The sequence below is a fragment of the Achromobacter sp. UBA2119 genome (assembly GCF_002331005.1).
GTDB lineage: Bacteria > Pseudomonadota > Gammaproteobacteria > Burkholderiales > Burkholderiaceae_B > Achromobacter > Achromobacter animicus.
The window spans coordinates 640,377-661,938 of sequence record NZ_DCYD01000015.1; the positions used below are offsets into that span (position 1 = coordinate 640,377).

Annotated in this window: 22 protein-coding genes; 12 read left to right on the plus strand and 10 right to left on the minus strand. The window is 66.5% G+C overall.

The features are described from left to right. Positions 1 to 160: 160 nt before the first annotated feature. The 3 genes from B3098_RS17415 to B3098_RS17425 are packed head-to-tail and all read right to left on the minus strand — an operon-like array spanning position 161 to position 3,531. Positions 161 to 667, minus strand: a complete 507-nt coding sequence (locus tag B3098_RS17415; RefSeq protein WP_286898019.1) for a GAF domain-containing protein — start codon at positions 665 to 667, stop codon at positions 161 to 163. Next, complete coding sequence (locus B3098_RS17420) at positions 664 to 1,638, minus strand: Bug family tripartite tricarboxylate transporter substrate binding protein (protein ID WP_175125865.1); 975 nt, start codon at positions 1,636 to 1,638, stop codon at positions 664 to 666. The genes B3098_RS17415 and B3098_RS17420 overlap by 4 nt, the downstream gene beginning before the upstream one ends. Positions 1,639 to 1,695: 57 nt before the next feature. After that, the gene (locus B3098_RS17425; protein WP_286898020.1) at positions 1,696 to 3,531 is read right to left on the minus strand and encodes a gamma-glutamyltransferase family protein; all 1,836 of its coding nucleotides are present in this window, start codon (positions 3,529 to 3,531) and stop codon (positions 1,696 to 1,698) included. Between the two features lie 105 nt (positions 3,532 to 3,636). On the opposite strand from B3098_RS17425, the gene B3098_RS17430 reads away from it, so the two are divergent. Together B3098_RS17430 and B3098_RS17435 are read left to right on the plus strand one after the other, a co-directional pair. Next, the gene (locus B3098_RS17430; protein WP_286898021.1) at positions 3,637 to 4,605 is read left to right on the plus strand and encodes a LysR family transcriptional regulator; all 969 of its coding nucleotides are present in this window, start codon (positions 3,637 to 3,639) and stop codon (positions 4,603 to 4,605) included. A 186-nt stretch (positions 4,606 to 4,791) separates the two neighbouring features. Beyond that, on the plus strand, positions 4,792 to 5,226 hold the full coding sequence (locus B3098_RS17435) for a hypothetical protein (RefSeq protein ID WP_175125868.1): 435 nt from the start codon (positions 4,792 to 4,794) through the stop codon (positions 5,224 to 5,226). A gap of 42 nt (positions 5,227 to 5,268) precedes the next feature. Here B3098_RS17435 and B3098_RS17440 read toward each other — a convergent pair whose 3' ends face one another. Both B3098_RS17440 and B3098_RS17445 read right to left on the minus strand, forming a co-directional pair. Next, the gene (locus B3098_RS17440; RefSeq protein WP_286898023.1) at positions 5,269 to 5,655 is read right to left on the minus strand and encodes a hypothetical protein; all 387 of its coding nucleotides are present in this window, start codon (positions 5,653 to 5,655) and stop codon (positions 5,269 to 5,271) included. A 137-nt stretch (positions 5,656 to 5,792) separates the two neighbouring features. After that, positions 5,793 to 7,106 (minus strand): dicarboxylate/amino acid:cation symporter, encoded by a 1,314-nt coding sequence (locus B3098_RS17445; protein ID WP_279972329.1) that lies wholly within the window; start codon positions 7,104 to 7,106, stop codon positions 5,793 to 5,795. A 270-nt stretch (positions 7,107 to 7,376) separates the two neighbouring features. Here B3098_RS17445 and B3098_RS17450 point away from each other — a divergent pair, with 270 nt between their 5' ends. After that, positions 7,377 to 8,276: an SMP-30/gluconolactonase/LRE family protein gene (locus tag B3098_RS17450; RefSeq protein ID WP_279972330.1), complete on the plus strand. Its 900-nt coding sequence runs from the start codon at positions 7,377 to 7,379 to the stop codon at positions 8,274 to 8,276. A gap of 216 nt (positions 8,277 to 8,492) precedes the next feature. Then, complete coding sequence (gene fba / locus B3098_RS17455) at positions 8,493 to 9,557, plus strand: class II fructose-bisphosphate aldolase (RefSeq protein WP_056326713.1); 1,065 nt, start codon at positions 8,493 to 8,495, stop codon at positions 9,555 to 9,557. 105 nt (positions 9,558 to 9,662) lie between these two features. Here the strand turns inward: fba and B3098_RS17460 are convergent, their stop codons facing one another. Continuing rightward, a complete protein-coding gene (locus B3098_RS17460; RefSeq protein ID WP_279972333.1) occupies positions 9,663 to 10,115 on the minus strand; it encodes a GFA family protein in 453 nt (150 codons plus the stop codon). 243 nt (positions 10,116 to 10,358) lie between these two features. On the opposite strand from B3098_RS17460, the gene B3098_RS17465 reads away from it, so the two are divergent. From B3098_RS17465 to B3098_RS17490, 6 genes are all read left to right on the plus strand, one after another. Then, on the plus strand, positions 10,359 to 11,240 hold the full coding sequence (locus tag B3098_RS17465; protein WP_175125873.1) for a phosphoribosylaminoimidazolesuccinocarboxamide synthase: 882 nt from the start codon (positions 10,359 to 10,361) through the stop codon (positions 11,238 to 11,240). Positions 11,241 to 11,426: 186 nt separating this feature from the next. Then, on the plus strand, positions 11,427 to 11,585 hold the full coding sequence (locus tag B3098_RS17470; RefSeq protein ID WP_175138208.1) for a DUF5993 family protein: 159 nt from the start codon (positions 11,427 to 11,429) through the stop codon (positions 11,583 to 11,585). A 10-nt stretch (positions 11,586 to 11,595) separates the two neighbouring features. Next, complete coding sequence (locus B3098_RS17475; RefSeq protein ID WP_286898029.1) at positions 11,596 to 12,168, plus strand: disulfide bond formation protein B; 573 nt, start codon at positions 11,596 to 11,598, stop codon at positions 12,166 to 12,168. Positions 12,169 to 12,271: 103 nt separating this feature from the next. After that, positions 12,272 to 12,793: a 5-(carboxyamino)imidazole ribonucleotide mutase gene (purE, locus tag B3098_RS17480; RefSeq protein WP_175125876.1), complete on the plus strand. Its 522-nt coding sequence runs from the start codon at positions 12,272 to 12,274 to the stop codon at positions 12,791 to 12,793. A gap of 5 nt (positions 12,794 to 12,798) precedes the next feature. After that, complete coding sequence (locus B3098_RS17485) at positions 12,799 to 13,989, plus strand: 5-(carboxyamino)imidazole ribonucleotide synthase (RefSeq protein ID WP_175186257.1); 1,191 nt, start codon at positions 12,799 to 12,801, stop codon at positions 13,987 to 13,989. 11 nt (positions 13,990 to 14,000) lie between these two features. Continuing rightward, on the plus strand, positions 14,001 to 15,050 hold the full coding sequence (locus B3098_RS17490; protein ID WP_286898031.1) for an L-threonylcarbamoyladenylate synthase: 1,050 nt from the start codon (positions 14,001 to 14,003) through the stop codon (positions 15,048 to 15,050). Positions 15,051 to 15,062: 12 nt separating this feature from the next. Here B3098_RS17490 and B3098_RS17495 read toward each other — a convergent pair whose 3' ends face one another. The 4 genes from B3098_RS17495 to B3098_RS17510 are packed head-to-tail and all read right to left on the minus strand — an operon-like array spanning position 15,063 to position 18,300. Beyond that, positions 15,063 to 15,890, minus strand: coding sequence for an IclR family transcriptional regulator domain-containing protein (locus tag B3098_RS17495; RefSeq protein WP_175186259.1), 828 nt, complete (start codon positions 15,888 to 15,890; stop codon positions 15,063 to 15,065). Continuing rightward, complete coding sequence (locus B3098_RS17500; protein WP_175125880.1) at positions 15,890 to 16,531, minus strand: 3-oxoacid CoA-transferase subunit B; 642 nt, start codon at positions 16,529 to 16,531, stop codon at positions 15,890 to 15,892. The genes B3098_RS17495 and B3098_RS17500 overlap by 1 nt, the downstream gene beginning before the upstream one ends. 25 nt (positions 16,532 to 16,556) lie before the next feature. After that, entirely contained in the window at positions 16,557 to 17,237 is a 681-nt protein-coding gene (locus B3098_RS17505) for a 3-oxoacid CoA-transferase subunit A (RefSeq protein ID WP_191575983.1), read from the minus strand. A 43-nt stretch (positions 17,238 to 17,280) separates the two neighbouring features. Next, positions 17,281 to 18,300: a Bug family tripartite tricarboxylate transporter substrate binding protein gene (locus B3098_RS17510; RefSeq protein ID WP_286898033.1), complete on the minus strand. Its 1,020-nt coding sequence runs from the start codon at positions 18,298 to 18,300 to the stop codon at positions 17,281 to 17,283. A gap of 353 nt (positions 18,301 to 18,653) precedes the next feature. Here B3098_RS17510 and B3098_RS17515 point away from each other — a divergent pair, with 353 nt between their 5' ends. Both B3098_RS17515 and B3098_RS17520 read left to right on the plus strand, forming a co-directional pair. Further along, entirely contained in the window at positions 18,654 to 19,676 is a 1,023-nt protein-coding gene (locus B3098_RS17515; RefSeq protein ID WP_063953202.1) for an amino acid ABC transporter substrate-binding protein, read from the plus strand. 290 nt (positions 19,677 to 19,966) lie between these two features. Next, positions 19,967 to 21,526, plus strand: coding sequence for an acetolactate synthase large subunit (locus B3098_RS17520; protein WP_286898036.1), 1,560 nt, complete (start codon positions 19,967 to 19,969; stop codon positions 21,524 to 21,526). Positions 21,527 to 21,562 lie beyond the last annotated feature (36 nt).

Below are 21,562 nucleotides of genomic sequence, written 5' to 3' on the forward strand. Positions count from 1 at the left end.
CGGGCCTTTCCCGGGGCGGGCGTTTCCCGCGGCGGGCGATTCCCGTGGCGGGCGTTTCCGAGGCGGGCGTTTCCGAGGCGGGCGTTCCCGCAGCGGAAGTTTCCGACGGCGGGCGTCGGCGGCAGATACCGTAACGCTCACGGCATCCGCGCCACCCCCTTTACGCCGCCCGCTGCAGCGCCTGGAACGCGGGCAGCGCCAGCAGACCCGCCACGCGCGCCGCGTGAATGTCGTCGTCCGACACCGCCGGGCGTGGCATCAGGAAGTTGACCGTGCCCAGGCACACGCCGTCATACGCGACCGGCACGTTGATGACCGATTGCAGTCCCAGACTGCGGATCGCATCGTGGTCGTTGAAGAATTCGCGGATGGCCGCCTCTCCCTCGCCCACGAACACCCGCTGTTCCAGCAACACGTGCCGGCCCCATGCCGTGCCGGTCTTGTCCTTGCTGCCGCCCGGAGGGTACGCCTGCGGGTTCGAACTGTACAGGCGCACCACGCGCATGGCGTCGGCATCGTAGCGATTCACGGTGCACAACGCGTGCGCCAGGTGCAGGCGCGCATAGTCGTCGATTGCCTGGAAGGCGGCGGCCGGCTGGCCGTCCGCGTAGGCGCGGGCGATGGCCTGCACGCCGGCCAGCGCCGGGCTGGGAGATGCGTCCGTCATTCCGCCGTGATTCCCAGTTCTTTGATCAGCTTGCCGTACTTGTCGGCATCGCGCGCCAGGATCTGGCCGAACTGCTCGGGCGTGGTTTCGGTCAGCAGCACGCCCATGTCGCCCATCTTCTTGATGACGTCGGGCCGCTTGAGGATCACGTTGATCTCGCGGTTCAGCCTGGCAGCCAGTTCCGGCGGCATGCCGGCCGGACCGAACGCGCCGTACCAGACCGCGAGCTCATACCCCGGCAGCGTTTCGGCCACGGTGGGCACGTCGGGCAGCAGCGGCGAGCGTTGTTCCTCGGTGACGGCCAGCAGCTTGAGCTTGCCCGACTGCACGTGCGGCAGCGTCTGCGTGCCGGCGCTGAACAGCACCTGCGTGCGGCCTGCCACCGTATCCAGCACCGCAGGCGCACCGCCGCGATAGGGGATGTGCATCATCTTCACGCCGGCGGCCTTTTCGAAGAGCACCGCGCTCAGGTGGTTGGTCGAGCCCTGGCCCGCCGAGGCATACGCCACGGTGTCGGGATTGGCCTTCGCGTACGCGATGAATTCCTTCAGGTTGGATGCCGGCACCGACGGATGCACCACCATCGTGTTGGTCACAAGGGCCAGCTCGGCGATGGGCGTGAAGTCCTTCACGCCGTCGAACGGCATGTTGGAATAAAGCGCCTGATTCATCGTGTGCGTGCTCATCGAGCCCACCAGCAGCGTGTAGCCGTCTGGCTTGGCGCGCGCGACGAAGGCGGTGCCGATATTGCCCGATGCGCCCGAGCGGTTCTCGACAATGACCGGCTGGCCCAGCGATTGCGTCAGGCCTTCGGACAGCACGCGCGCCAGGATGTCGGTGGAGCCGCCGGCGGCCCACGGCACGACCAGCGTGATGGGCTTTTCGGGCCAGGCGGCGTGCGAGAGGGCGGGCGCGGCCATCGCCAGGCCCAGCGCGAACGTGCGCAGCAGTCGTTTGAAGTGCAGTGTCATGGTGTTTACCCCTTGCGTTGTGTCCGGCTTCTGAGAGCCGGTCGTATGAAAATCGATTCAGCGGCCGACGGCGTATCCCTGCATTCCGCGGGGATTGGCCGCCGCCCGCAGCAGCATCTGTCCGCCCGCGGCCGGCTCGCGCGTGCAGGCGCTGATGCGGCCTTCGGACCAGTCCGGGCCGACCTTGACGTCATGGCCGGCGGCGCGCAGCGCGTCCAGCGTGGCGGCGGGCATGCGCGATTCCACCGTCAGCCGGTTCAGCGTCTGCGAACGCGGCCAGAACGAGCCGGGAAAGTGGTCAATGTGCCAGGACGGCGCGTCAATGGCCGCCTGCAGGTTCATGCCCATGGCATGGCGCAGAAAGAATGCGACGGTCCATTGGTCCTGCTGGTCGCCGCCGGGCGTGCCGAACGCCATGTACGGCAGCCCGTCGCGCAGCGCCAGGCCGGGCGACAGCGTGGTGCAGGGACGCTTGCCCGGCTGCAACTGGCCCGGCACGCCGTCGTCCAGCCAGGTCATCTGCAGACGGGTCGTCAGCGAAAAGCCCAGCTCGGGCACGACGGGGCTGGACGACAGCCAGCCGCCCGATGGTGTGGCGGCCACCATGTTGCCGTCGCGGTCGATGACGTCGATCTGGCAGGTGTCGCCCACGAACAGCTCGCGCGTCGCCCACTCCGAGACGGGCGGCAACGCGGCAAAGGTCGGTTCGCCCACGCCGTAGCGCGTGTCCGACGCGGCCAGCGTGCGGATCGCGGCATCCAGGTCGGGCAGGCGCGGCGCAAGTCCGCCGGGACTGCCGGGCTGCAGCGTGGCCGAGGCGCGTTCGCCGATGCCGGCGGCGCGCGCTCGCGCATAGTCGTCGCTGAGCAGAGCCGCGAGCGGCACCTGGACGTGATCGGGATCGCCATACCAGGCGGTGCGGTCGGCGAATGCCAGCTTGGCGGCCTCGGCGACGCGGTGCACGAACTGCGGCGACAGCGGGTCCAGTTTGTCGACGTCCAGATGGCGCAGCAGCGCGAGCTGTTGCAGGTGCACCGGCCCTTGCGACCACACGCCGCATTTGGCCACCGTGTAGCGGCCATATTGCGTGGTCAGCGGTTCGTCGTACGTGGCGCGCCAGTCGGCCAGATCCGATTTGCGCAGCAGCCCGGGATTGCGCTGCCCCGTGGTGTCGAGCACGGCCTCGTTCGTATAGAAGCTGTCGATGGCGTCGGCCACGAAACCGCGATACCAGACGTCGAGCGCGGCGTCGATGCGGCCGCGCCGGTCGGTGCTGGCGGCGTGCGCTTCGTCCAGGATGCGGGTGTAGGTGGCCGCGATGGCGGGCGTGCGGAACAGCGCGTCGGGGGCGGGCACCCGGCCGCCCGGCAGCCAGACGTCGCCCGAGCTTTTCCATTCGTCGCGGAACAGCGCCTGCACCGCCAGAATCGCCTGCGAGATCCGCGGCACCAGCGGAAAGCCGTCGCGCGCATAGCCGATGGCCGGCTGCAGCACGTCGGCCAGCTCCCACGTGCCGTAGTCGCGCAGCAGCGTCAGCCAGGCGCCGAACGCGCCGGGCACCGTCGCGGGCAGCAGGCCGATCCCCGGCACCAGGTCCAGCCCCATCTTGCGAAAGTACGCCGGCGTCGCCAGCGCGGGCGCCGGGCCCTGTCCGCACAGCGCGCGCATGCGTTGCTCGCGCTCGCTCCAGAACAGGATGGGGACTTCGCCGCCCGGCCCGTTCAAGTGCGGTTCGACAATCTGCAGCACAAAACCGCCGGCCACGGCGGCGTCGTAGGCATTGCCGCCCCGTTCCAGCACGCTCATGGCCACTTGCGACGCCAGCCAGTGCGTGGACGACACCACGCCGAATGTGCCGCGTATTTCAGGTCGGGTGGTGAAGGACGGATTCATCGGGCGGGTGGCAGAAAAGGATGCAAGCAGTATAGGGTCCTGAAATAACTGGTTTTATCTTTGTGGGCATAATTGCATAACCAAATGGTTATTGAAGAAGCCGCAATGAGCCCGGACACCGTTCGTCTTGCCAATCGTCTCAAGCATCGTCATCTGACGCTGCTGGTGAACATCGACCGCCATAAATCGCTGACGCGGGTCGCCGCGCAGACCGGCATCAGTCAACCTGCGGTCACCAAGGCGCTCGCCGAAATGGAGGACATCTTTGGCGCGCCGCTGTTCTTGCGCACCGGCAGCGGCCTGCAGCCCACCGCGCTGGGCAATCTGGCGCTGGTGCGCGCGCGGCACATGCTCAGTGACCTGGATCTGTGGGAGCGGGAGGTCGAGGCGCTGCATGCCGGGCGGTCGGCGCATCTGCACGTGGGGGTGGTGCCGTACGTGTCCAGCGCCTTGCTGACCGCTGCCATCAGCCGCCTGCATCAGCGCCACGGCGTGACGCTGAGCCTGCACCGCACCACGACGGACCACCTGGTGCCGATGCTGCGCCAGCACGAGCTGGACTGCATCATCAGCCGCGCCACGTCCACGGTGATGCACGAAGACCTGATGCATCGCGTGCTGTATCGCCAGCGGCCCCGTCTTATAGCGCATGGCAGGCTGGCCCAGCGGCTGGCGCGGCGCAAGCCGGACTGGGCTGCCGTCGCGGCCTTGGACTGGGTGCTGCCGGCGGCCAACACGCCGACGCGGCAATTGATCGTCGAGCACTTCATCCGCGCCGGGCTGCAACCGCCGTCGCCGGTGCTGGAGGCCTACTCCATGGACGTGATCGAGGGCATCCTGTCGCTGAACGAGTCGTCAATCTCGGTGGTGCCCGAGGACATCGCGCGCGAACTGTGCCAGCGCGGCAGGTTGGGCATGGTGCCATGGGATTTCGGCTGGGAGCTGTCGCCGATCAACCTGATCCGGCGCAAGCGGGAACAGGCGCTGACGGCGGAATCGCAGTTTTCCGACATTCTGCTGGACCTGTGCGCGAATGCGGCGGCGCCTGCGCAGGCGGGAGTCGAGGGCAGATAACGCCAGGGGCGGTCCACGCCTTGCCCCGCGCCGGTCTGGCAAGACGTGCGCATGTCCTAGGCGCAAAAACGTCGCTTCCCGCCACAGACGCAGGAGCCGGCATCTGGTTAAATGGCTGAAAGGTCTCACGGCCTAGGGCAAGCCGCTGCCTTTTCCGGCTTGCCGTTTCAATTTACGGAGCCCCCGATGGCACGATTCAATTTCACCCAGGACCTCGAAGAACCCGATCTGTGGGCGGCGGAAAACGTCCCCGCCGGAGAGGGTCGGCCCCCCATTCACGTCATGATCCAGACCGACGGCGAAGAGCCCCTTGCCGGCGCCTCCAAGGTGGTCAAGGCCATCATTGACAACCTGGACGAACAGATTCTTGCCGCGGCCGAGTTCCTCCTCGACAACTATTCGTACGAGCACTACAAAAAGCTGGGCATCGAAGACGACCAGCTCCTGGCCGAAGAAACCGCCGAAGCCATGGCCGAAAAAGCCGTGCTGCGCGCGTTGTGGCTGTTCGACGAAGACGGCGATGGCTACGAACTGTGGTTCACGCTGCCCTGGGATCCGGTGCACACCTACGACGTGGAATTCGAAGACGGCGCGCCCGTGTCCTGCTCGGTTAATGACTGATACCGCGCGACTGATACCGCGGTCAGGACACCGGGGGCAGGCTCAGCGCGCCAGTTCGTATTTGGTCGCCAGCGTCTGCCCCAGCGATTCGTCGTACTTGTAGCGCACCTTCAAGGGCTTGCCGCGCATAATGTTGCGCGCGGCCACGTTCTCCAGCACCACGTCGACGTCCTTGTTCACGAATTCGGCGCAGTCGGTGTCCGCCCGTTCGCCGTCCGGTATGTCGGCAGCCTTCACCTTCAGCTTGAACAGCACCTGTGTCAGTTCCGTGCCGTCGGTGCGGAATTGGCGGAAGGTGGTGGGAAACGTGGCGACGGTGCCGGCAAGGTCGCACGAAATGCGGGTCCAGCCATGCGCGGCGGGTACCGCCGAAAAAAGGCCGGCGGCAAGCGCGGCGGCCGCGGCCGCCCGGGTAGACAGAAGATTCATGGTGTGCGGGCCAGACGCGGCGCCCATGCGCGCCGCGCCGGTACGTGGTCGAAATGGGCCTTTATGTTGCGCCCGGCCGCCCGCGCCGGTCAAGCGGACGCCTCCCATGTAAAACGGGCCATTGCGGCCCGTTTTGCTTATGCGTTCTGGCTGGCGGGCCGGCTGGGCGGCGCCTCGTTCGAAGCCTGCGCGGACGCGGCATCATCGTTGCCTTCTTCGCTGCCTTCTTCCTTGCCTTCCAGCTTGGCGATCACGGCCGTGGCCAGGCTATTGCCGACCACGTTCGTGGCGGTGCGGCCCATGTCGAAGAACTGGTCGATGCCCATGATGAGCAGCAGGCCGGCTTCCGGCAGATGGAACATCGGCAGCGTCGCGGCCACCACGACCAGCGAGGCGCGCGCCACGCCAGCCATGCCCTTGCTGGTCACCATCAGCACCAGCAGCAGGGTCAGTTGCTGCGTGAAGCTCATCTCGATGTTGTAGGCCTGCGCGATGAACAGCACCGCGAACGACTGATACATCATCGAGCCGTCCAGGTTGAACGAATAGCCCAGCGGCAGCACGAAGCCCGAGATGCGCTTGGACACGCCAAACCGCGACAGCGCCTCGATCGTCTTCGGATAGGCCGATTCGCTGCTCGCGGTCGAGAACGCCAGCAAGGTAGGTTCCTTGATGAGCCCGCCCAGGCGGAACGTGGACTTGCCCAGGAACAGGTAGCCGACGCCGAACAGAATGGCCCACAGCAGCGCCAGACCCAGGTAGAACTCGCCAATCAGCTTGCCGTAACTGACCAGCACGCCCAGGCCTTCGGTCGTGATGGCGGCGGCCATGGCGGCAAACACGCCCAGCGGCGCAAAGCGCATCACATAGTCGGTCACGCGGAACATGATCTTGGCCAGTTCATCGATCATGTTGTAGATCGTGTTGTGGCCCTTGCCGCGGATGAACGACAGCGCCGCGCCGAAGAACAGCGAGAACACCAGGATCTGCAGGATCTCGTTGTTGGCCATCGCTTCGGCAATGCTCTTGGGGAACACGTGCGCGATGAACGCCTTCAGCGTGAAATCGCCCGTCTTCAGGCCCGAAGTCACGCCCGCGTCCGGAATCGCCAGGTTCATGTGCGCGCCGGGCTGGAAGATGTTGACCAGCGCCAGGCCCAGCAGCAGAGAAATCGCCGAGGCGGCGATGAACCAGATCATGGCGCGCATGCCGATGCGGCCCACCGCGCTGGCGTCGCTCATGCTGGCCAGACCGGTCACCAGGGTGGCGAACACGAGCGGCGCGATGATCATCTTGATCATGCGCAGGAAGATGTCGGTGATCAGGCTGAAGTACGAGGCGATCTGCTTCGCCTCTTCGGGGGTCTGCGCGAACTTGTTGCAGACATAGCCCACCACGATGCCCAGCACCATGGCGATGCCGATATAACGCGTCAGCTTCTTAGTGTTCATGTTCAAAACGGAATACGGGGAGCCGCCGTTTGGCCAAGGGCCGGGTCCGCCGGCATGAGGCGGGGGCGGGCGGTCCGGTGACGGACATGCCAGGGCCCGGGTGCTGCTCGGGTTAACCCTTGGGGCGCGATGTTAACGCCGCGAACCTGACAGCGAGTTGTCAGTTCGGGGACGGATCGGCCGTGCCAGAATGCCCCTTCCGGCCTCGTCAGGAAGGCCGGGCGCCACCTGGGAACCAGCCCCGCGCGGGGCGACAAAGGAGACAAAGCAATGCCGAATCGCGAATTGTCCGTACTGGCTTCCGGCTACACCTATCTGGAAGGGCTGCGCTGGCACGAAAACCGCCTGTGGGCCTCGGACTTCTATACCGGGCAGGTCATCACCGTGACGCTCCAGGGGGCGGTGGACCGCGTCTGTCTGGTCCCGCAGCAACCGTCGGGGCTGGGTTGGCTGCCGGACGGTCGCCTGCTGATCTCGTCCATGAAAGACCGCAAACTGCTGCGCCGCGAGACGGACGGCACCCTGTCCGTGCACGCCGACCTCTCCGCGCTGACAGGCGGCCATATCAATGACATGGTGGTGGACGCGCAGGGCCGCGCCTACGTGGGCAATTTCGGATTCGACATCATGGCGGGCGAACCCGTGCGCACGACGACGCTGGTGCGCGTGGATCCGGACGGTGTGGCGCAGGTGGTGGCGGACGGTCTGTGCTTTCCCAACGGCTCGTTCATCACGCCCGACGGCAAGACCCTGATCGTCAACGAGACCTTCGCCAACCGCATTTCTGAGTTCGACATCGAGCCCAACGGCGTGCTGGGGCCGCGCCGCGACTGGGCCAACTTCGGCGAGCTACCAGAAACCGACGACCTGACCGCCGTGATCGCGGCGTCCAAGATTGCGCCGGACGGCGGCGCGTTGGACGAAGAGGGCGCGTTGTGGGTGGGCGACGCCATCGGCAAGCGCATCGTGCGCGTCGAGCGTGGCGGACGGATTCTCGAGCAGATCGACACCGGCGAATTCGGCATCTTCGCGGCCGCGCTGGGCGGACCGGACGGCAAGACGCTTTTCATGGCCGCCGCGCCGGATTTTGTGGAAGCCAATCGGCGCGCCAAGCCGCAGGCCCGCATCCTGATGACCCGGGTGGATGTGCCGCACGCGGGCAGGCCCTAGGTCACAAGCGGGGGAAAGCAGGGCAAGGGCGCCGCGGCCGTGGGCCGCATGGGCTGGGCCGCAAGGCGGATATCAGCCGGGCTAGGGCGTCCGGTTTCACCTGAATGGATAGGATACCGGCCGTTGCAAGACCTTTCTTCGATTCCCCCGTAAAATCACGCCATTCAGCAAGGCTTCAACCATCTCTCAATAGACAGTACCTAAGGAGGACCACTCATGGCCCTAGTCTCCATGCGCCAGTTGCTCGACCACGCCGCCGAGCACGGCTACGGCATTCCGGCTTTCAACGTCAACAACCTGGAACAGGTCCAGGCCATCATGGAAGCCGCGGCGGAGACCGACAGCCCGGTGATCATGCAGGCCTCGGCCGGCGCGCGCAAATACGCGGGCGAAGGCTTCCTGAAGTACCTGATCCAAGCCGCCGTTGAATCCTACCCGCACATCCCCGTGGTCATGCACCAGGATCACGGCCAATCGCCCAAGATCTGCCAGGGCGCCATCGACCTGGGCTTCTCCAGCGTCATGATGGACGGCTCGCTGAAAGAAGACGGCAAGACCATCGCCGACTACGACTACAACGTCGAAGTCACCAAGAAGGTCGTGGACATCGCGCACAAGCTGGGCGTGACCGTGGAAGGCGAACTCGGCTGCCTGGGTTCCCTGGAAACCATGGAAGGCGACAAGGAAGACGGCCACGGCGCCGACGGCAAGCTGACCATGGATCAGCTGCTGACCGACCCGGAACAAGCCGCAGACTTCGTGCGCCGCACGCAACTGGACGCCCTGGCAATCGCCATCGGCACCAGCCACGGCGCCTACAAGTTCACGCGCAAGCCCACCGGCGACATCCTGTCGATCTCCCGCATCAAGGAAATCCACGCCCGCCTGCCCAACACCCACCTGGTGATGCACGGCAGCTCCAGCGTGCCGCAGGAACTGCTGGCCGAGATCCGTGAATTCGGCGGCAACATGAAGGAAACCTACGGCGTGCCCGTCGAGGAAATCCAGGAAGCCATCAAGTACGGCGTGCGCAAGATCAATATCGACACCGATATCCGTCTGGCCATGACCGGCGCGATCCGCCGCTTCTTCGCCGAGAACCCCGAAAAGTTCGACCCGCGCGAATACCTTAAGCCCGCCCGCGCCGCCGCCAAGGCGATCTGTGTCGCTCGCTACACGGAATTCGGCACCGCCGGCAACGCCAGCAAGATCAAGCCGCTGCCGCTGACCGAAATCGCCGCGCAGTACGCGTCGGGCAAGCTGTCGCAAGTGGTGCAATAAGGTCCTCGCCCATGCCGCCTTCTTGTGAAGGCGGCGCAGGCAGAAAAAGAGCTGGTCCTCGCGGGCCAGCTCTTTTTGTTTTTGCGGCCATGACGGACGCGCGTCCTACGCCGGCGAATTCTTCCCGAAGCTCGGCACCGTCCGGTCCACGTGATGCCACGACGGCGCCGAGTCCGTCCACAGGCTTGCCTTGGAATGAAACGCTTCGGGGTCATCCAGCGACCCTGCGCGCACGACTTCGTAGCCCATGCCTTCCGAATTGCCGAACAGCGGCGTGCCACACGCCGCACAGAAGCTGCGCATGACGGTGTGGCCGGAGTCGCCCTGGTAGCGGTGTTCCTTGGGTTGTCCGCGCAGCAGCGTGACGGCGCCCGCGGGAAAGATCAGGGCGTGGGCCGGCGCGCCGCCGCTGGAGTACTGGCAGTCGCGGCAGTGACAGGTGGCGGCGGTGATGGGCTCGTCGGTGAGGGCGTAGCGGATGGCGCCGCACTGGCAGCCGCCTGTCATGTGGACCTGCGCGTCGGCGTGGGGCATGCGTTTGGGGGAAGCATCCTGCATACGGCTTTGTCTCCGGGCGGTGTTGCGCCGTGACGCTCGGGGCGGCCGGCGCGAATCATGGATGGGAAAGAAAGCCTACCCCGCGCCCGGAGCGGCGGCAAGACGAACTTATTTGCAGTAACCTATGCGCTTTGCGGAAGCTGCCGTCCGGCGCCGCCTCCGCCTGGTGCCCGATTTCGTTTCCCTTCCCGCCCTGGCGTCCGCCCGCGGCGGGAATGTTCATTTTTGCCATAGGCCATTCCCGTGACTTCTGCTTTGCATGAATCCAGCATCAAGTCCCTGCCGCTGCTGGGACGCGGCAAGGTGCGCGATATGTACGCGGTCGGCGACGACAAGTTGCTGATCGTCGCGTCGGATCGCATCTCCGCATTTGACGTGATCCTTGACGACCCCATTCCCGGCAAGGGACAGGTGCTGACCGAACTGACCGAATTCTGGTTGCAGAAGCTGTCGCACATCCTGCCCAACCACTCGACCGGCGTGAAGCCCGAAGACGTGGTGGCGCCCGACGAAGTGGATCAGGTGCGCGGCCGCGCCGTGGTGGTCAAGCGTTTGAAGCCCATCCTGGTGGAAGCGGTTGCCCGCGGCTACCTGATCGGGTCGGGCTGGAAGGACTATCAGGCGACCGGCGCGGTTTGCGGCATCAAGCTGCCGGCCGGCCTGCAACAGGCCAGCAAGCTGCCCGAGCCCATCTTCACGCCCGCCGCCAAGGCCGAGTTCGGCATGCACGACGAGAACGTGGACTTCGCGCACGTGGTCAAGGAAGTCGGCCAGGAAATGGCCGAGCGCATCCGCGACGTGACGCTCAAGCTGTACGCCGAAGCCGCCGCCTTTGCCGCCACCAAGGGCATCATCATCGCCGACACCAAGTTCGAGTTCGGCCTGGACGACAACGGCACGCTGCACCTGATGGACGAAGTGCTGACGCCCGATTCGTCGCGCTTCTGGCCCGCCGACGGCTACCGCGTCGGCATCAGCCCCCCGTCGTTCGACAAGCAGTTCGTGCGCGACTGGCTCGAGACGCAAACGTGGGACAAGACCCCGCCCGCGCCGCGCCTGCCGCAGGAAGTGCTGGAAAAAACGGCCGCGAAGTACCGCGAAGCGCTGGACCGCCTGATCGCCTGATCGCGTCCACACCAAAAAAGCCGCTCGTCGTCCGAGCGGTTTTTTTTCGCCGGCAGGTCTTGACGTGGCGCCGCAGGCTGACGCACCCCACGGGCAAACCCGCATTTTCAGCGCGAAATTATTTCGGATTGTTACGCTATACTCGTCCGCTGCTTGATACGGGATTTCCGAGAAAAGGAGCGCCGCATGGTGATGATGCTGCCCTTTGTGACTGGGACGCTGGCAGTGTGGTTTGGACTCGTGGGCCGGCGCCGTCCGTGCGTAACGTTCTGGCTGCTGACGCTGGCCATCTTTGCCGCCTGGTGCAAGTACCACATGACCAGTCCGCTGGCGTTGTCTCTGTAAAGCGGCGGCAATGATCTTTTCCAGCAATCCGGCGCGCGGCTCGCGCATCCTCAATGCCCTGGCGCTGCTCGGGGTCACCGGCATCCTCTGCATGGCCTTCGCCTGGCAATTCGCCTACGACGAATTGCCGTGCCCGCTATGCCTGCTGCAGCGCGTGGCGCTGATTCTTGCCGGGGTCGGCTTTCTCTTGAACATGCGATTGGGCCCGTCGCCGATGCACTATGCGATGAGCATTGCCGGCGCGCTGGCCGGCATGCTGGCCGCGGGGCGCCAGGTGCTGCTGCACATTGCACCGGGCGACGCGGGCTACGGCACGCCGTTTCTGGGCGTGCACTTCTATACCTGGGCGTTCGTCGCCTTCACGGCGATCATCGTGTTCTGCGTCGTCATGCTGTGCGTGGACCGCAAGTGGGGCGACAGCATGCTCAAGAAGCCCGTTTCGGCGCTGGGCATGGTGGTCATGGCCCTGTTTTTCATCGTCGCCCTGGCCAACGCCGGCAGCACCACGCTGCAGTGCGGTTTCGGACCGTGCCCCGACGATCCGGTCAGCTACCTTTGGCTGAAAAGCGCCACGTTGCCGTAGCAGTCTGCAGCGCCGGGTAAAATAGCGGGTTTCGCGGGCCGGTCCCGCGGTCCCCCGACATTTCGCGGCGCGTGCGCCGTGTCTCAACTACTAGACACCGGTTATGACAGACCAGACTTCCGCAGCGGCGCAAGCCTCCCCCGTGGTGGGCGTGATTATGGGATCTTCCAGCGATTGGGAGGTCATGAAGCACGCGGTGACGATGCTGGAGGATTTCGGCGTGGCCTACGAGGCGCGCGTCATCTCCGCGCACCGCATGCCGCAGGACATGGCCGAGTACGGCGCCGCGGCGCACCAGCGCGGCCTGCGCGGCATCATCGCCGGCGCCGGCGGCGCGGCGCATCTGCCGGGCATGATGGCTGCCCTGACCGAAGTGCCGGTGTTCGGCGTGCCGGTCCCCTCCAAATACCTGCGCGGCGAAGACTCGCTGCTGTCCATCGTGCAGATGCCCAAGGGCGTGCCGGTGGCCACCTTTGCCATCGGCGAAGCCGGCGCCGCCAACGCCGCGCTGCACGTGATCGCCACGCTGGCGGGCACCGATGCCGGCCTGCACGCAAAGCTGGTGGCGTTCCGCGCCCGCCAGACGCAGGTCGCGCGCGACATGAAGGTTCCGCCCGAGGCCTGATGCGAATGACTCAATCGACTCCTTTCCTCATCGCGCCCGGCGGCTGGCTGGGCATGCTGGGCGGCGGCCAACTGGGCCGCATGTTCTGTCACGCGGCGCAAAGCCTGGGCTACAAGGTCGCGGTGCTGGACCCGGCCGCGGAATGTCCGGCCGGCATGGTGGCCGACCTGCACATCCAGGCCGCCTATGACGACGAGGCCGGTCTGGCCCGCCTGGCGCAGACGTGCCAGGCCGTCACCACCGAATTCGAAAACGTGCCCGCCGACAGCCTGCGCGCGTTGGCGACCCAGTGCCGCGTCAGCCCGGCTGGTGACGCCGTGGCCATCGTGCAGGACCGCATCGCTGAAAAGACCTTCATCGCCGCGCAAGGCATCCCGGTCGCGCCGCACGCTGCCATCCGCAGCGAAGCCGATCTGAACGCCGCATCGGACGCGCTGTTCCCCGGCATCCTCAAGGTGGCGCGCCTGGGATACGACGGCAAGGGCCAGGCCCGCATCAACACCCGCGAAGAAGCCATCGCCGCCTTCGCCGAATTCGGCGGTGTCGCTTGCGTGCTGGAAGCGCTGATGCCGCTGGACTACGAAATCTCGGTCGTGCTGGCGCGCGGCTTTGATGGTGCCAGCGTGGTGTTTCCCGTGGCGCGCAACGTGCATGTCGACGGCATCCTCGCCGTGTCCACCGCGGCGCCCGTGCAGCAGGACGCGGCCCACGCCGAACGCCAGGCCCGCGCCACCGAAGCCGCGCAGGCCATCGCGCAGGGGCTGGGCTATCACGGCGTGCTGTGCGTGGAATTCTTTGTGCTCAAGGACGGCAGTCTGATCGTCAACGAGATCGCGCCGCGTCCGCACAACAGCGGCCACTACACGATCGACGCCTGCGTCACCAGCCAGTTCGAGCAGCAGGCGCGCGCCATGGCCGGCCTGCCGCTGGGCGGCACCGACCTGCTGGCGCCCGCCGTCATGCTGAACATCCTGGGCGACATCTGGTACGCCGACGCCACGGGTGACGCCCAACGCGAGCCCGATTGGGCGGCGGCGCTGGCCGTGCCCTCGGCCAAGCTGCACCTGTACGGCAAGCGCGAGGCGCGCCGTGGCCGCAAGATGGGCCACATCACGATCGTGGCGGCCACCTTGCAGCAGGCCCGCGACGACGCCGCCCGCGTGGCCGCCGCGCTGGGCATGCAGGCGCCCGAGTAAGCGGCAAACCGATGTCCTCATCTTCGTCCGTCTCCGCCAGCGCCGCGGAAATCGCCCACGCCGCCCAGCGCATGCTGGACGGCCAACTGGCCGCCTTTCCGACCGAGACCGTCTACGGCCTGGGCGCGGACGCTGAAAACCCGCAGGCCGTCGCCAAGATCTACGCGGCCAAGGGCCGGCCCTCGAACCATCCCGTCATCGTGCATATCGCGCCGCAGGGCGACGTGGCGTATTGGGCGGCGCACGTGCCGCCCGAAGCGCAACTGCTCATCGACGCGTTCTGGCCGGGTCCGCTGACCTTGATCCTGAAGCGCGCGCCGCACATCGTCGACACGGTGAGCGGCGGGCAGGACAGCATCGGCATCCGTTGTCCGTCGCATCCGGTGGCGCAGGCGCTGCTGGCGGCGTTTGCGGCCGGCAAGCCGAACGGGCAGGGCGGTGTGGCGGCGCCATCGGCCAACAAGTTCGGCCAGGTGTCGCCCACCCGCGCCGAGCACGTCCGTAACGAGTTCCCCGACGAAGTCGCGGCCGGCATGCCCGTGCTGGAAGGCGGCGCGTCGGACGTTGGCATCGAATCCACCATTCTCGACCTGTCGCGCCTGGCTCGCGGCGCGGGGCCCGTGCTGCTGCGGCCCGGCCACATCAGCGCCGCGCAGATCGAAGCCGTGCTGGGCGTGCAGGTCTTTGCGCCCGACGCCGCGGCGCCGCGCGCGTCCGGCACGTTGAAGGCCCATTACGCGCCGCGCACGCCGCTGGAACTGGCCAACGAGGCCCGCATGAACGATGTGCTGGCCGGACGCAATCTGCCCGAAGGCCGCGTGGTGCTGGTGGCCTACGGCCCGCAACCCGCCGCAGCCGATCCCCGCGTGCAGTGGCAACCGGTATCCGCGGACCCGGCGCGCTATGCGCAGGCGCTGTACGGCCTGCTGCGCGATCTGGATGGTCAGGGCTATGCGCGCATCATCGTGCAGGCGCCGCCCGCCACCGATGACTGGCACGCGGTCAACGACCGCATCGGCCGCGCCGCCGCGGCCTTCACGCTGGACACCACCGGCCTGTAACCTGCCGGGCGCTCACGCGGCCAGGAATTCCCCGATCCGTTCCACGGCCTGCCGCAAGGGCGGCAGGAAGTCTTCCTGCAGGCGGCTGAGCGGCACGCGCGCCGCCTTCACGCTGACATTCACAGCCCCGCAGGCCTTGCCGCTGGCCGATCGCACGGCCACCGAGATCGCGCGCACGTTCAATTCCAGTTCCTGGTCGACGACCGCATAGCCCTGCTCGCGGATGCGCGCCAGTTCCGCGCGCAACTTTGCCTCGGTGGTCAGCGTGAACTCGGTATAGGGCTGCAGGTCGGTCGCCGCGAAATACCGCGCCAGCGCAGGCTCCGGCAGTTCCGCCAGCAGCACGCGTCCGATGGACGTGCAATACGCGGGCAGGCGGCTTCCCAACCCCATCGACGTGGCCAGCAGGCGGTTCACCTCGGACCGCGCGAGGTAAAGCATTTCATGGCCTTCCATGATGGCGAGCGCGCAGGTCTCGTTCACGGTCGCGCTCAATTCTTCCAGCACCGGCTGCGCCAGCGAAACGAACGGCGTGGACGAAAAGTACGCGTAGCCCAGCCCCAGGATGCGTGGCGTCAGCACGTAAAGCCTGCCGTGCTGCTCGGCCATGCCCAAGAGGATCAGCGTGTGCAGGCAGCGTTGCACGACGGCGCGCGGCAGGCCGGCGCGCCGGCTCAGTTCGGCCGCGGTCTGCGGATGGCGGCGCGTGCCGAAGGCGCGGATGACGTGCAGGCCGCGCGCCAGCGTCAGCATATAGTCCGGATCGCCGCGCAACTGGTCCGGATGGTCTTCGGCCGTGGGCGGCGCGGCGTAGCCGGGAGCGGGCAGGTTGGGCAGCATCAGGCTGCGCGCAGGGGCGCGCCGGTGCGCGTCTGCAGTTCGGTCAGCGTCATGCCGTCGATCATATCCCGGACCACCAGGCCGTCCGGCGTGACGTCGATGACCGCGAGGTCCGTGTAGATGCGGTCCACCACGCCCGCGCCGGTCAGCGGATAGGTGCAGCGTTCGACGATCTTGGGATCACCGTTCTTGCTGTTGTGCTCCATCATGATGAACACGCTGCGCGCGCCCACGGCCAGATCCATCGCGCCGCCGACGGCCGGCGCTTCGCCGGGCTTGTTCAGCGACCAGTTCGCCAGATCGCCGTTGGCCGCAACCTGCATGCCCCCCATCACGCAAATGTCCAGATGGCCGCCGCGCATCATCGCGAACGAGTCCGCGTGATGGAAATACGAGCCGCCGGTCAGCAGGGTCACCGGTTGCTTGCCGGCGTTGATGAGGTCCAGGTTGATGTCGGCCTCGGCCGGGGGCGGCCCCATGCCGAGGATGCCGTTCTCGCTGTGCAGCACGATCTCTCGGCCCTCGGGTAGATGGGCGGCCACCAGCACCGGCATGCCGATGCCAAGGTTCACGTAGCTGCCGTCGGGAATGTCCAAGGCCAGGCGGCGCGCCATGGCTTCGCGGGTCAGGGGATGAAACATGCGGACTCCTTCAAGCGGAATGGCGTCAACTGGAAAAGGCGGCGTTGGGCACTTCGGTCACGCGCTTGACGAAGATGCCCGGCGTCACGACGGCCTCGGGCGGCAGTTCGCCCAATTCAGCCTTGGCGCGCACCTGCACGATGGTCGTCTTGGCGGCCATGCACATGATGGGGCCGAAGTTGCGCGCGCTCATGTTGTAGGTCAGGTTGCCCCAGCGGTCGCCGCGGTCGGCCTTGACCAGCGCAAAGTCGCCATGCAGCGGCTCCTCGAACACGTGGCCGCGGCCGTTGATGATGCGGGTCTCCTTGCCGCGCGCAAGCTCGGTGCCGTAGGCGGTGGGCGTGAAGAAGCCGCCCAGTCCCGCGCCGGCCGCGCGCAAGCGTTCGGCGATGGTGCCTTGCGGCACGCATTCGAGTTCGATGCGGCCTTGCCGGTAGAGCTCGTCGAAGACCCACGAGTGCGAGGCCTTCGGAAACGAGCAGATCACCTTGCGCACGCGTCCGGCCTTGACCAGCGCGGCCAAGCCCGTCTCGCGGTTGCCGGCGTTGTTGCTGACCACGGTGAGTTCGCGCGCGCCCTGGTCGATGAGGGCGTGGATCAGTTCGGTGGGCATGCCGGCGCCGCCGAACCCGCTGATGAGCACGATGGCGCCGTCATGCACATCCGCAACGGCGGCTTGCGGCGTGTCGATGAACTTGTCGATCATGGGAGGGCTCCGATGAGGCGGACGCCGCGGCGCCCGGCCCCGCTCAGTTCACGGTGATGTTGGCCTGCTTGATGATCTCGGCGTAGCGTGCCGAGTCCTTCTTCATCAATTCGGCAAACTCCGCCGGCGTGCCGCCCACCGGCAGAAAGCCCGCATCCACGAACTTCTGGCGCACGTCCGGCTCCTTGACGATCTCGCTGATCTCGCGCGCCATGCGTTCGATGATCGGCTTGGGCGTGTTGGCCGGCGCCATCAGGCCGGCCCATGAGCCGGTGACAAAGCCCGGCATACCGGCTTCTTCCATGGTGGGAATGTCCGGTTCCGTGGGCCAGCGTTCCTTGCCCGTAAACGCCAGCGCCTTCAGGCGGTTCTGCTTCACGTATTGCATCGGCACCAGCACGGGATCGAACACCATGCTCACGCGGTTGCCCAGGATGTCGGTCAGGATCGGCGCGCTGCCCTTGTACGCCACGTGCGTCATCGTGATCTTGTTCTGCAGCGCAAAGTCGGCGCCGGTCAGATGCGCGCTGGAGCCGTTGCCGCTGGACGCGTAGGTGAGCTTGTCCGGATTCTTGCGGGCATACGCGACCAGCTCCGCCACGGTCTTGACGGGAAGCTCGTTCGCCACGAACAGGAACAGCGGCAGGTCCGCCATCTGCACAACGGGCGTCAGGTCCGCGGGCGTGTAACCCAGCTTGTAGAGATGGAAGTTGATGATGTAGGCCGGCAGCATCGACAGGAACGTATAGCCGTCGGGTTCCGCCTTGGCGGCTAGCGCCGACCCCAGGCTGCTGTTTGCGCCAGGGCGATTCTCGACAACGATGGTCTGGTTCAGCCGCGGTCCCAGTTTTTCCATCACGATGCGCGTCACGATGTCCGTGGAACCGCCCGGCGTGTACGGCACGATGATCTTGATCGGCTTGCTGGGCCAGTTATCGGCCGCGTGGGCGGTGCCGGTGGCCAGGCCGGCCGCCGCCAGCGCGGCGAACAGCACGTGTTTGATAACGCGGCGGCGGTCAGTGGCCGCCGGGTGATGAGGCTGCGACTTGCATGCATGTGCCATGGACTTGTCTCCTCCATGAATCGGCCGATTGCCGCTGCGCGTCCGGGTTTTTATGTGACGCGACGGCTTTTAAGGGTCTGCGGCTTTGCCGGCTATCGGACAAAGACGCAAAAAAAGTATGGCACGGGGAAATCGGCACGACGGCGCATGTCCCCGTCAAAAAAGTTCGATCACCGGACAAGGGGTTCGTGTTCACCGGCGCGCCATTTTTACGGGTTTTCACTAGGGATCGGCGCGTTGTTCACGCTGTGGACATGCCTTAATCTGGCGGCCGGTCCAGTAAGGCAGGACCGGTTTGCAACTGTCCCCGGCTACGAGCCCAGGGCGGTCATCTATCTCAGGAGAAGCAGAACATGAAGCGGAAATTGATGGTTGCGGCCGGCGCGATTGCCCTGGCCTGCGCGTCCCAGGCGGCGATGGCCGGTCCCACGCTGGACGCGGTGAAAAAGAAGGGATTCGTGCAATGCGGCCTGACGGACGGCGTCTCCGGATTCTCCGCGACGAACAGCAAGGGCGAATGGGAAGGCATGGACGTGGACATCTGTCGCGCGGTTGCGGCGGCGGTGTTTGGCGATGCCTCGAAATTCAAGGGCACCGCGCTGTCCACCCAGCAACGCTTCACCGCGCTGCAATCGGGCGAGGTCGACGTGCTGCTGCGCACCGTGACGCTGACCCAGACGCGCGACACGTCGCTGGGCCTGTCTGCAGTTGCCGCCAGTTTCTATGACGGCCAGGGCATCCTGGTGAGCAAGAAGCTGGGCGTCAAGAGCGCCAAGGAACTGAACGGCGCCACGGTCTGCGTGCAGCCGGGCACCACCACCGAACTGAACCTGGCCGACTGGTTCCGCGCCAACAACATCGAGTTCAAGCCGGTCGTGATCGACAAGGTGACCGAAGTCGTGCGCGCCTTTGAATCCGGCCGCTGCGACGCCTTCACCGACGACGCCTCGCAACTGGCCGCCGTGCGCGCCACGCAGGTCGCCAATCCCAACGACTACGAGATCCTGCCGGAACGCTTCTCCAAGGAGCCGCTGGGCCCCATGGTGCGCCAGGGCGACGAGAACTGGCTGGGCATCGTGCGCTGGACGCTGTTCGCGCTGCTGGAAGCCGAGGAATACGGCATCACGCAGAAGAACGTGGATGAAATGCTCAAGAGCAAGAACCCCAACGTGCTGCGCATCCTGGGCGTGACGCCGGGCGCCGGCAAGAACATGGGGCTGGATGAGAAGTGGGCCTACAACGCCATCAAGGCGGTCGGCAACTACAGCGAGGTGTTCGAGCGCAATGTGGGCAAGGACAGCAAGCTGGGCCTGCAACGCGGCACGAACGCGCTGTGGAACCAGGGCGGCGCGATGTATCCGTGGCCGATCCGTTGATGGGTAATCACCCATAGCGGACGGACAAACCCGTCCGATGTGATCGCGCAAGGCCTCCTTCGGGAGGCCTTGCCGTTTCCGGGCGCGGCCCGTATGTGGACATTGCGCCGGCCGGGAAAGCGGCGGACGCCGCCCGGGTTTGTTCCGCCAAACGGAATCCCGCCTGGAATGGTTCCATGCGCGCAAGCGGAAATGGCACTATCGCGAATCCGCCAGGCTCCCTATGATGTCCGTTGCGCGGCTGGCCTTGCCACCCGCCATTGCCATTGATAACTACCAGGGAAACAACGATGAACGGCGCCGACAGCCTCTGCGACACCTTGCTTGCCAATGATGTGGACGTTTGCTTTGCAAATCCGGGCACATCCGAGATGCACTTTGTGGCGGCGCTGGATCGCAAGCCCAAGATGCGCTGCGTGCTGGGCCTGTTCGAAGGCGTGGTGACGGGCGCGGCCGACGGCTATGCGCGCATGGCCGACAAGCCGGCAGCCACGCTGCTGCACCTGGGCCCGGGCCTGGGCAATGGCCTTGCAAACCTGCACAACGCCAAGCGCGCCCGCACCCCCATGGTCAACATCGTGGGCGACCACGCCACCTATCACGTCCAGTACGACGCGCCGTTGACCAGCGACGTCGAAGGCGTGGCGCGGCCGATGTCGCACTGGGTCAAGCGCACGATGACGGCATCGGCCCTGTCCGCGGATGCCGCCGAGGCCGTGGCCGTGGCGCGCCGTTCGCCGGGCAACATCGCTACCCTGATCCTGCCCGCCGACACGGCCTGGACCGAACTGCCCGACAACGCGCCCGCGCCCATCGTGGCCAAGGACGAGCCGCTGGCGCAGACCACGGCTGAGGCCGTGCGCGCCGCCGCCGCCGCCATCCGTTCGGGTGAAGTCACCGTGCTGATGCTGGGCGGCGCCGCGCTGCGCGAGCGCGCCCTGAATGCCGCCGGCCGCATCGCGCGGGCCACGGGCGTGCGCCTGGTGTCGGAGACGTCGAACCGCCGTATCGAACGCGGCGGCTCGCGCACCCCGGTGGACCGTCTGCCGTATCCGATCGACCTGGCCGTGGCCAAGCTGAAGGATGCGAAGCATCTGGTGCTGGCGGGCGCAAAGTCGCCGGTCGGTTTTTTTGCCTACCCCGGCAAGCCCAGCCTGCTGGCCCCGCAGGACAGCAACCAGCTCGTGCTGGCCACCGCCGACCAGGACCTGCCGCACGCGCTGGAATGGCTGGCCGACGAACTGGGCATCGCCGCCGACGCGCCGCGGCTGGTGGCGCCCGCGCCCAGCTACGAAGTGCCTGCGTCCGGCAAGCTGACCGGCGCCGCGGTCAACATCCTGGTCGCGCACCACCTGCCCGAGCAGGCCATCGTCTGCGACGAGTCCATCACGCAGGGCCGCGAATTTCCGCTCTACAGCGTCAACAGCGCACCGCACGACTGGCTGATGCTGACCGGCGGCGCCATCGGCATCGGCCTGCCGATGGCGACGGGCGCGGCAGTGGCCTGCCCCGACCGCAAGGTCGTGACCCTGCAGGCAGACGGCAGCGGCATGTACACCTTGCAGGCCTTGTGGACGCAGGCGCGCGAAAACCTGGATTGCCTGACGATCATTCTGGCCAACCGTTCCTACGCCACGCTGCACGGCGAGATGAAGAACGTGGGCGTGCAGGAACCGGGCCGCAACGCGCGCCGCATGCTGGACCTGCAGGATCCGCATCTGGAATGGACGCATCTGGCGCGCGGCATGGGCGTTGAAGCGGTCAGCGTGGATACGGTCGAAGGCTTTGCGCGCGCGCTGGCCGAGGGGCTAAAGCGCCGCGGCCCCTTCCTGATTGAAGCGGTGATCTGACGATTGCCGCATTAGCGCGGGCGCTTGGCGAACAGA

What these genes read in the sequence shown, in the direction of transcription:
- purE (WP_175125876.1), top strand. Translation starts at nt 12,272, where the DNA reads ATGACAGACCAGACTTCCGCAGCGGCGCAAGCCTCCCCCGTGGTGGGC.
- B3098_RS17460 (WP_279972333.1), bottom strand. Translation starts at nt 10,115, where the DNA reads ATGCAGGATGCTTCCCCCAAACGCATGCCCCACGCCGACGCGCAGGTC.
- B3098_RS17485 (WP_175186257.1), top strand. Translation starts at nt 12,799, where the DNA reads ATGACTCAATCGACTCCTTTCCTCATCGCGCCCGGCGGCTGGCTGGGC.
- B3098_RS17520 (WP_286898036.1), top strand. Translation starts at nt 19,967, where the DNA reads ATGAACGGCGCCGACAGCCTCTGCGACACCTTGCTTGCCAATGATGTG.
- B3098_RS17495 (WP_175186259.1), bottom strand. Translation starts at nt 15,890, where the DNA reads ATGCTGCCCAACCTGCCCGCTCCCGGCTACGCCGCGCCGCCCACGGCC.
- B3098_RS17450 (WP_279972330.1), top strand. Translation starts at nt 7,377, where the DNA reads ATGCCGAATCGCGAATTGTCCGTACTGGCTTCCGGCTACACCTATCTG.
- fba (WP_056326713.1), top strand. Translation starts at nt 8,493, where the DNA reads ATGGCCCTAGTCTCCATGCGCCAGTTGCTCGACCACGCCGCCGAGCAC.
- B3098_RS17470 (WP_175138208.1), top strand. Translation starts at nt 11,427, where the DNA reads ATGGTGATGATGCTGCCCTTTGTGACTGGGACGCTGGCAGTGTGGTTT.
- B3098_RS17510 (WP_286898033.1), bottom strand. Translation starts at nt 18,300, where the DNA reads ATGGCACATGCATGCAAGTCGCAGCCTCATCACCCGGCGGCCACTGAC.
- B3098_RS17490 (WP_286898031.1), top strand. Translation starts at nt 14,001, where the DNA reads ATGTCCTCATCTTCGTCCGTCTCCGCCAGCGCCGCGGAAATCGCCCAC.
- B3098_RS17440 (WP_286898023.1), bottom strand. Translation starts at nt 5,655, where the DNA reads ATGAATCTTCTGTCTACCCGGGCGGCCGCGGCCGCCGCGCTTGCCGCC.
- B3098_RS17445 (WP_279972329.1), bottom strand. Translation starts at nt 7,106, where the DNA reads ATGAACACTAAGAAGCTGACGCGTTATATCGGCATCGCCATGGTGCTG.
- B3098_RS17505 (WP_191575983.1), bottom strand. Translation starts at nt 17,237, where the DNA reads ATGATCGACAAGTTCATCGACACGCCGCAAGCCGCCGTTGCGGATGTG.
- B3098_RS17435 (WP_175125868.1), top strand. Translation starts at nt 4,792, where the DNA reads ATGGCACGATTCAATTTCACCCAGGACCTCGAAGAACCCGATCTGTGG.
- B3098_RS17475 (WP_286898029.1), top strand. Translation starts at nt 11,596, where the DNA reads ATGATCTTTTCCAGCAATCCGGCGCGCGGCTCGCGCATCCTCAATGCC.
- B3098_RS17500 (WP_175125880.1), bottom strand. Translation starts at nt 16,531, where the DNA reads ATGTTTCATCCCCTGACCCGCGAAGCCATGGCGCGCCGCCTGGCCTTG.
- B3098_RS17420 (WP_175125865.1), bottom strand. Translation starts at nt 1,638, where the DNA reads ATGACACTGCACTTCAAACGACTGCTGCGCACGTTCGCGCTGGGCCTG.
- B3098_RS17430 (WP_286898021.1), top strand. Translation starts at nt 3,637, where the DNA reads ATGAGCCCGGACACCGTTCGTCTTGCCAATCGTCTCAAGCATCGTCAT.
- B3098_RS17415 (WP_286898019.1), bottom strand. Translation starts at nt 667, where the DNA reads ATGACGGACGCATCTCCCAGCCCGGCGCTGGCCGGCGTGCAGGCCATC.
- B3098_RS17425 (WP_286898020.1), bottom strand. Translation starts at nt 3,531, where the DNA reads ATGAATCCGTCCTTCACCACCCGACCTGAAATACGCGGCACATTCGGC.
- B3098_RS17515 (WP_063953202.1), top strand. Translation starts at nt 18,654, where the DNA reads ATGAAGCGGAAATTGATGGTTGCGGCCGGCGCGATTGCCCTGGCCTGC.